Source organism: Bacillus nitratireducens, assembly GCF_001884135.1.
GTDB classification, from domain to species: Bacteria; Bacillota; Bacilli; order Bacillales; family Bacillaceae_G; genus Bacillus_A; species Bacillus_A nitratireducens.
This window is the reverse complement of record NZ_MAOC01000043.1, coordinates 1-8,504: the sequence shown is the minus strand read 5'-3', so window position 1 is coordinate 8,504 and position 8,504 is coordinate 1. Positions and strand designations below refer to the sequence as shown.

Annotated in this window: 6 protein-coding genes and 1 pseudogene; 6 read left to right on the top strand and 1 reads right to left on the bottom strand. The window is 32.7% G+C overall.

The features are described 5' to 3' along the window. Positions 1-475 precede the first annotated feature (475 nt). Entirely contained in the window at positions 476-2,407 is a 1,932-nt protein-coding gene (locus BAU23_RS15570) for a glycosyltransferase (protein ID WP_071734785.1), read from the top strand. Between the two features lie 65 nt (positions 2,408-2,472). After that, complete coding sequence (locus tag BAU23_RS15565) at positions 2,473-3,249, top strand: class I SAM-dependent methyltransferase (protein ID WP_071734784.1); 777 nt, start codon at positions 2,473-2,475, stop codon at positions 3,247-3,249. A 40-nt stretch (positions 3,250-3,289) separates the two neighbouring features. Here the strand turns inward: BAU23_RS15565 and BAU23_RS15560 are convergent, their stop codons facing one another. Then, positions 3,290-4,234 (bottom strand): NAD-dependent epimerase/dehydratase family protein, encoded by a 945-nt coding sequence (locus BAU23_RS15560; RefSeq protein WP_002094754.1) that lies wholly within the window; start codon positions 4,232-4,234, stop codon positions 3,290-3,292. Positions 4,235-4,541: 307 nt separating this feature from the next. Between BAU23_RS15560 and BAU23_RS15555 the strand changes: the two genes are divergently transcribed. From BAU23_RS15555 to BAU23_RS15540, 4 genes and pseudogenes are all read left to right on the top strand, one after another. Further along, positions 4,542-5,336: a sulfotransferase family 2 domain-containing protein gene (locus BAU23_RS15555; protein ID WP_071734783.1), complete on the top strand. Its 795-nt coding sequence runs from the start codon at positions 4,542-4,544 to the stop codon at positions 5,334-5,336. A gap of 187 nt (positions 5,337-5,523) precedes the next feature. After that, positions 5,524-6,238, top strand: a pseudogene (locus BAU23_RS15550) (class I SAM-dependent methyltransferase). 37 nt (positions 6,239-6,275) lie between these two features. After that, positions 6,276-7,148, top strand: coding sequence for a class I SAM-dependent methyltransferase (locus tag BAU23_RS15545; protein ID WP_071734782.1), 873 nt, complete (start codon positions 6,276-6,278; stop codon positions 7,146-7,148). A 234-nt stretch (positions 7,149-7,382) separates the two neighbouring features. Further along, positions 7,383-8,459, top strand: coding sequence for a glycosyltransferase WbsX family protein (locus BAU23_RS15540; protein ID WP_071734781.1), 1,077 nt, complete (start codon positions 7,383-7,385; stop codon positions 8,457-8,459). Positions 8,460-8,504: the final 45 nt, after the last annotated feature.

Below are 8,504 nucleotides of genomic sequence, written 5' to 3'. Positions count from 1 at the left end.
GTTTCGTTCAGTTTTCAAAGAACTACTTGGTCGCTCATTTGCGACTTCCTTATGTTAACATCTTCGTTAGTTAATGTCAACTAAGTTTTTTATTTTGTTTGCCGCGTTCTGCGTTATTGCATCGGCGACTTGTTCTATATTACACCTCTATACTCTAATCGTCAACACCTTTTTGTTTTTTATTTTACCAATCATAAAAGGCATTGAAACTTCCGAATTTCTAATCCATCCCTAGAGATTATTAAACTTGTGTAGTCACTTTAATAATCTGCAGTTTATACTCATTTATTTACTTACTACTAATACCTTTCTAAAGAATGAATATCAAGCCAAACAAATATATATTAAAGGTAGCATTTTTTACTTCGAGTACATTCCAGCTATATTCACAATTATCTCCTCCCACTTCTCTCTAGGAATTATAAATAAACCTCACATTTACTAAAAATCTAATTAACTTAGGAGGCGTTATGAAATGCATGTTAATAAGAAAATCATTTATGTATCCCATGATGCCCATTTCCACGGAGCACAGCTGCTTTCTTTACATACTATTAAAGCTCTTAAAGAAAACTTTCATTACTCCGTCGCAATCATTTCTATTGGAACGGGCATTTTAATCCACGACTTTCAAAAGTATGGTCCTGTTTATTGCCTAGAAGAAGACTACCAAACGGAAGAAAAGGCCGAATTATTAATAAAGGAGTTATTATCACAAGACTATACCATCGCCATATGTAGTACCGTCATAAGTGGTGATATAGTTGCATTACTAGCTAAACACAATATAAAAGTTATTTCATTAATACATGAATTGCCGCATTTAATACAACAGTACTCTGCCGAGGGAAAAGCTAGAAACATTGCTGCGTTTGCTTACAAAATCGTCTTCCCTTCACAGTACGTATATGAAAAATTCCGTACAATCACCCAATTAGATCATCAAAAATGCCATATTATCCCTCAAGGTGTATTTAACCACAATCCTTATAAGCACAATATTGCAGAAGCTAGAAATGAATTACGCAAAAAACACAATTTACCTCTAGATAGTAAAATCATTTTGGGCGTAGGTTTCGCCGATCATCGAAAAGGGATAGATTTATTCTCACTTATTGCTTACTCAGTAAGAAAGGTTAATACGGATATTCATTTTATCTGGGTAGGGAGAACAGATGTTCACTTCATGAATACTCTATCACCAAGATATAAAGCAAATTTCACATTAGTTGATCCCACTCCAGATATCGGTTTATATAACGCCGGAGCTGATTTATATTTATTAACTTCAAGAGAAGATCCTTTTCCCAACGTTGTTTTAGAAGCATTAGATACAAAAGTCCCTGTTATAGGGTTTAAAAATGCTGGAGGTTTTGAAGATGTTGTTACGGAACAAACTGGCGCCTTAGTAGACTTTTTAAATTTACCGAAGATGCTGGAAAGAATATATGAATTTATTGGAGATGAAGATTTACGATTACAAAAAGGTAGCTTCGGCCAAGAACTTATCGAAAAAGATTTCAACTTTCTTCATTACATTTATCAATTATTAAACCTGCTTGAGCATAATTATAAAAAAATAAGTGTAATTGTACCGAACTATAATTACGAAAATTACTTACCTGACCGAGTTAAATCAATATTAAACCAAACCTATCCCCTTTACGAACTAATTTTCCTAGACGATGCCTCCACTGACGATAGCGTATCAACATTTGAAAAACTGCTCTCAAATGAAAATAAGACCCACCTAAAAGTCCAGCAAATTATTAATGATAAAAACTCTGGTTCTGTATTTAAACAATGGATAAAAGGCGTCTCTGCAGCAACCGGTGATTATATTTGGATTGCAGAGGCCGATGACTTATGTGATCAGACATTTTTAGAAGAAGTAATACAAGGGTTTCATATAAATGGTGATGTTACCTTAAGCTACACACAATCAAAACAAATAGATGAACAAGGGAATATTTTAGCCCATCATTATTTAGATTACACAAATGATATTGATAAAGAAAAATGGAAAAGTTCTTATTTTCGAAAAGGGACAGATGAAATACAAGATACGTTACTTATCAAAAACACCATACCTAATGTCTCAAGTGTAGTTTTTAAAAACATAGATATAAAAACAACAGAAAAACAATTAGAAAAGTTTAAAGTGGCTGGTGATTGGTTTTTCTATGTTTCTATTCTTAAAGAGGGGAATATTTATTTCAATCCAAAACCCCTAAACTATCATAGACGACATACAAATAGCGTAACGAAAACCGAAGATCCATATTCTCATTACAGTGAAGTTGTACAAATGCAGAATTTCATTAAAGAAACCTTTACTATCGACGACATTTCAAAAAAGAAAATGTACACATATAGAAAGTACCTTAAAGCATATTTGAAGATTTAACTATATACTTTCCTCACCATCAGTATCTCTTGTAAGATACTACTATGATTTAGGGGGAATACTCTTTGAAAAAATTTATAGAGGAAAATAAAGATTTAATTTCTCAAATCGCAAACACCTACAATGTAAATGCAAACGTCCATCCTGAGGATCACATTTTTCAATTCCTTGTCACTAATCCCGTCTTCCCTTCTAAAAAGGAAGCGATAGATTATTATTTTAAAGATGGAAAAAACTCAGCAGAAATACTCTTAGACTTAATTACTTCTTTTTACACTCCTATAGACAATCCAATTAAATTATTAGAATTTGCTTCCGGATACGGCTGCGTAACAAGGCATTTAATAAATATACAAACAGACTTACGTCTAACTGCATGTGATATACACGAAGAAGCTATTACTTTTATTGAAAGTACATTAAATACTTCTTCTATATTATCTCATCCTGAACCCGAACAAGTAAAACTGGCCTCTTCTACGTATGATATTGTTTTTTGTCTATCCTTTTTTTCTCATATGCCTGATACGACTTGGTTTCGTTGGCTTCAAATATTGTATAACGCTGTTTCACCCGGCGGCTTATTCATTTTCACAACTCACGGATATCAAAGTAAAAAGTACTTCGGCTTTCCAAATTTAAATAAACAGGGGTATTGGTTTCTCCCCTCTAGTGAACAATTTGATTTAGATGTTAATCAATACGGACAAACGATAGTTAGTCCCTCTTACGTATGTGACAAAATTAAATTATTACCCCATAACCCTGTTATCAAAAAATTCAATGAAGGTTTTTGGTGGGAACATCAAGACCTTTGGGTAATACAAAAAGAAATAAAATAATAAACCATGCCCTACTTATATACAAGTGGGGCATGGTTTATTATTTTTCACTATATAAGAACTCTTCAATCCATAGCTTATTTAATCTAATTCCACTTTTGAAATCTATTTTAGGTTCCCAATTACATTCTTGTCTTACCCTATCTATATTCAAAATAATTTTTTGAACATTCTCTTGTTTTTGTTTATAACAGATAAAATCCACTTTTCTTTCTGTTAATTTCTCCAATTCTACTATAATTCGTTTTAAAGAGAGACCTTTGCCGCTTCCTATGTTATATACGCAAGATTTCAATCGATTAAATTGCGATAGTTGTATCGTGATTTCAACTAAATCATCGATATAAATATAATCTCGAATAATCTCTTGTGGATTCCCGTATATATTAATCCTTTCATTATTGAGATGCTGATACAAAAAACAATTTATTGCCCCAACTTTCTTTAAAGGATTTTGATATTTTCCATATGGATTAGAATATCTACATACAACATAGTCTATTCCATATTTCCTCTTATAAAAATACAAATAATTCTCAAGCGACACTTTTGTTATCCCATATGGAGAAAGTGGTTTTAATGGATGTTTCTCATCAATAGGTAAATATTCAGGTTCACCATAAACCGTTCCTCCAGAAGACGCTAATACAATTTTTTTAATCTGAAAATCTTTAACACTTTCCATGAAATTAAGAAAAAAAAAGCTACTGTTAATATCTCCAAAAACATCTTCAATTGAAGTTGCTACATTAGACGTTGCAGCTAAATAAATAATGATATCCACATTCACTAAAGCTTTATATATATCTTCAACATTTTCTAAATCACCTCTAATAAATTCAACTTCACTTATAATATTTTGAGGAAAATTATTTATATGTCTGGAAAATACTTTTACATTTTGACCCTGTTTTAATAAACCTAATGCGAGGTTAATACCAATGAAACTATTTCCACCTACTATTAAATAATTATTCTTCCTCATAATATCCTCTCTAGTAATAAAATTTTTACTCGTCACACCTAGAAATACAAATAAATGAACTTGGTCACTTCTATTATTCATCCTCTTATAATTGTATGCTCCTTATAAATTTTCATTATCTTTATTTTATATTTTCATTTTAGAATCGCTATCTTATCTAAGATGACCGCAAAAACACTCATAATATTTACTCATTCCCATGAATATATTGGATTAATAAAAACTTCCTTCCCCATATTCTCACTCGTTTATTCTATTTAAAGAACCCTCTCCGTGAATAAAACTTTCAAAAAGGAGTACTAAATTTATGAAGAATGTAAATCAAGAGCTTTTAAATCATGTAATGCTACATAAAAATCGAATTCCACATTTCCATAAAGACTTTCCACTTATACTATTCTGGAGTCATAGAAGCGGATGTACCACATTAGCTAATTGGTTCTTTTTTCAAATTGGATTATTTCCTGAAGCAAAGAAATACAATGACTTTATTCATTACTATGAGTTCTGGGTGTATAAAAACAATACAAATTACATACCTGAGTTACAAAATGGTCTTCTAGAAGCAAAAAAAGATGTTTATAAACTTGTGCGAAACCCCTATACAAGGGCTGTCAGCTCCTTTTTATTGCTTGTTGACAATCCATATGCTAGCCCTCAATGGGAAAGTATCCGGCATTATTTTTATAATGACAAATATAGTAACCATGGAATATCATTTAAACAATTTTTATATTACGTTCAAGCATTTGGTTCCAGTTCCCTAGCAATAGATATGCATTTTAGTCAGCAATACGTACCAGGTGAAGAAAACTTCATCCAATGTGCTATTCCTTTAGAAGATTTTAATACACAAATCACCAAGATAGAACACACGTACGACTTAACTAAATCAAATTTAGCGCTTCTTACAAATTCAGATCATCATCGCGCTCATAAGATGCTTTATACGGGAAGCTATGCAGAACTTAGCATTACAGATGCATCCTTCCCCCGCTTTCCAACATATGAAAGCTTTTATGATAAAGAAACCATGGATTTAGTTACAGAAATATATGCACAGGACTTTGAAATGTATCCGTACACAAAAGGGATATTTTAAGTCTATACATTCTTCAATGAATAAAAGCGAATGTATCGCATAGCATAAAGTGAAACTTTAATTAGCGTGGGGTCCTCCCCCGCTAATTATTCCATTCTACCAATCTTACTTTTATGGGTCCACTCTCTTTGATTTCGCTGATTGTTGACGTGTGTGTCATATGCATTTAACACAGGAGTGATGTCATGTGGAAGGTAATTTGAAACACAATAATGGATACTGCGTTATTTGTGAGAAGGAAACTACATTTATAGAGCATAATGATTGGCTTAGAGATCATTACTTATGTTCTACATGCCACTCTATACCGAGGCAACGAGCTTTAATCCATGTTTTAAATACATTTTTTCCAAAATGGGGTTCCTATAATATCCACGAATCCTCTCCTGGGGGAATTACAACTCAGCTACTAATACAAAACTGCAAAAACTATACATATTCTCAATACTTTAAAAACTATCCTCTAGGCCAATACTTTCAAGGAATTAGATGTGAGAACTTAGAAGACATGACCTTCCAAAATGAATCTTTTGATTTATTCATTACTCAAGATGTTTTTGAACATATTATGACACCAAACAAGGCCTTTAAAGAAATAGAACGAGTATTAAAGCCTGGTGGTGCTCATGTATTTACTGTCCCTTGGTATCATACACTCACAAAGACTTTGCAAAGAGCGAGAGTGAATAAAGAAGTGATTGAGTATATTGAAGAGCCCATTTATCATGGAAACCCTATCGATGAGAATGGATCTTTAGTAACATTTGATTGGGGGGCAAGATATGATTGAATATATTTATACACATGCAAATATGTATACTATTGTTTATTTACAAAAGGATAGATCCCTAGGATTAGATGCTGAATTTTTGCATGTTTTTATTAGTACAAAAAGCTCGTAAATCATTTTTATCATTATGTAATTCGGAGGTTTAACAAATGAATAACTTTAAGTTAGGAAGTGATTTTGATAACCTTGTTAGTCCATTATCTGATGTTGAACTTCTAAATCTATTTATACAAAGTTGCTCACAAACAACTATAAATGGCGTCCGCGTACCTATGTTCCCTCCTGAAGAAATTCAAAAACAATTTGTAGGTGCTTCCTATGAACACGCCCTATATGAAGCATATTTGTTTTATAGCCATATAAAAACATACGCTCAAAATTTAGGTGTTCCCTTGAATAAAGAAAGTAAAGTTTTAGACTTTGGTTGCGGATGGGGAAGAATTATACGTTTCTTATTTAAAGATGTCTCTGATCAAAATCTACTCGGCATTGATGTGGATCCTGCAATGATCACTCTTTGTAATGAAACATTAGGAAGGGGTATCTATAAAACAGCAAGTCCACAACCTCCTGTAGAATTTATTCACGACAATTCATTAGACATCATATTCGCTTATTCTGTATTCTCACATTTATCCGAAGAAACTGCAGAAAATTGGATAAAAGAATTTTCAAGAATACTTCGTCCAGGCGGAATTTTTATCGCAACAACACAGGCACGATATTTTCTCGATTTTTGTCAACAATTTAAAGAACAGCCTGAATTAATTCAAACAGGATGGCATAAAACTTTATCTCAAGCTTTTCCAAATATACATCGCGCTATCTCAGATTATGAGAGCGGTAATTTTGTCCACAGTCCTACTGGTGCAGGAGATGTTAGAAATAGCAGCTTTTACGGAGAAACTGTTATACCTATGGCTTATATTAAAAAACATTATGAGAAGTATCTAAAGTTGCGGGATTTTTTTGATGATGTAAACCGACTACCACAGGCTTTATTTGTTCTCCAGAAAGAGTAACTTCTTTTGCTCATCATAATACACTAAATTTCATGATGAACGACACTTTTTATTTCAGCCATATATATCAAAGCATCTTAGGCTCTCATATTAAGCAAACTGTAAAACCAAATCCAATACGTAGTATAAAAAGAACAGTAAGCAAATAACAAATCTCTTGTTTTAAACTTACTCCACAAAATCAAAAGTGACTTCCCACCACTTGAACTCCGAAGAACATAAGGGGGATATAACTTGAAAATAATCGCTTTTTACTTACCACAATTCCATCAAATAAAAGAAAATGATCGATGGTGGGGTAAAGGTTTTACTGAATGGACAAATACTAAAAATGCACAACCTTTATTTTCAGGACATTATCAACCTAGGGAACCTTATCAAGATTTTTATTATGACTTAACCACCCCATCCGTAAGAAAATGGCAAGCAAAAATCGCTAAAGCATACGGCATATATGGTTTTTGTTATTATCACTACTGGTTTAAAGGTAAAAGGCTATTAGAAACACCTTTTAATGAGGTACTAAAGACTAGCGAACCAGATTTTCCATTTTGCCTTTCTTGGGCAAATGAACCATGGACAAAAACTTGGGATGGTCTTGATAAACATATATTAATGCCTCAAGATTATGGAGATGTATCGGATTGGAAAGAGCACTTTGAATATTTATTACAAGCATTCCAAGATAAAAGATATATTCGTATAGATGGTAAGCCTCTATTCATTATTTATCGCCCAGGACATATTCCTGATTGTGAAAAGATGCTTAATTATTGGAATACACTAGCGCAAGAAAATGGTTTAAAAGGTATATTTTTTGTAGAAACACTAAACAGCTTTCCAATTCCACATATAAATGGATTCGGCGCTAGCATTCAATTTGAACCTTTTTATACAATTGCCCATGATAGCTCTTCAGACATAAATAAAACAATATATGAGTCTGGTATGCAATTAAATGCTTGGGACTACGATAAAGTATGGATGTATATATTAAAACGATCTCCCTCAAAGAAAAAAACATTCCCTGGAGCTTTTGTTGATTGGGATAATACAGCTCGCCGCAAAGATTTAAACAGTAGTATTTTCATCGGTTCTACTCCTGAGAAGTTCACAATATATTTAAGTAAGCAAATTCATCGTGCATACTCCCTTTATAATAGCGAGTTTTTATTTATTAATGCCTGGAATGAATGGGCAGAAGGTACTTACTTAGAACCCGATAAAAAATATGGGTTCGCTTATTTAGAAGGAGTTAAAAAGGCAATTAATCGAGGCATGAAAGCATACAAAAAAGACGAGTCATTCTGACTCGTCTTAAGCTTGCTTGGCGACGTCCTACTCTCACAGGGACAA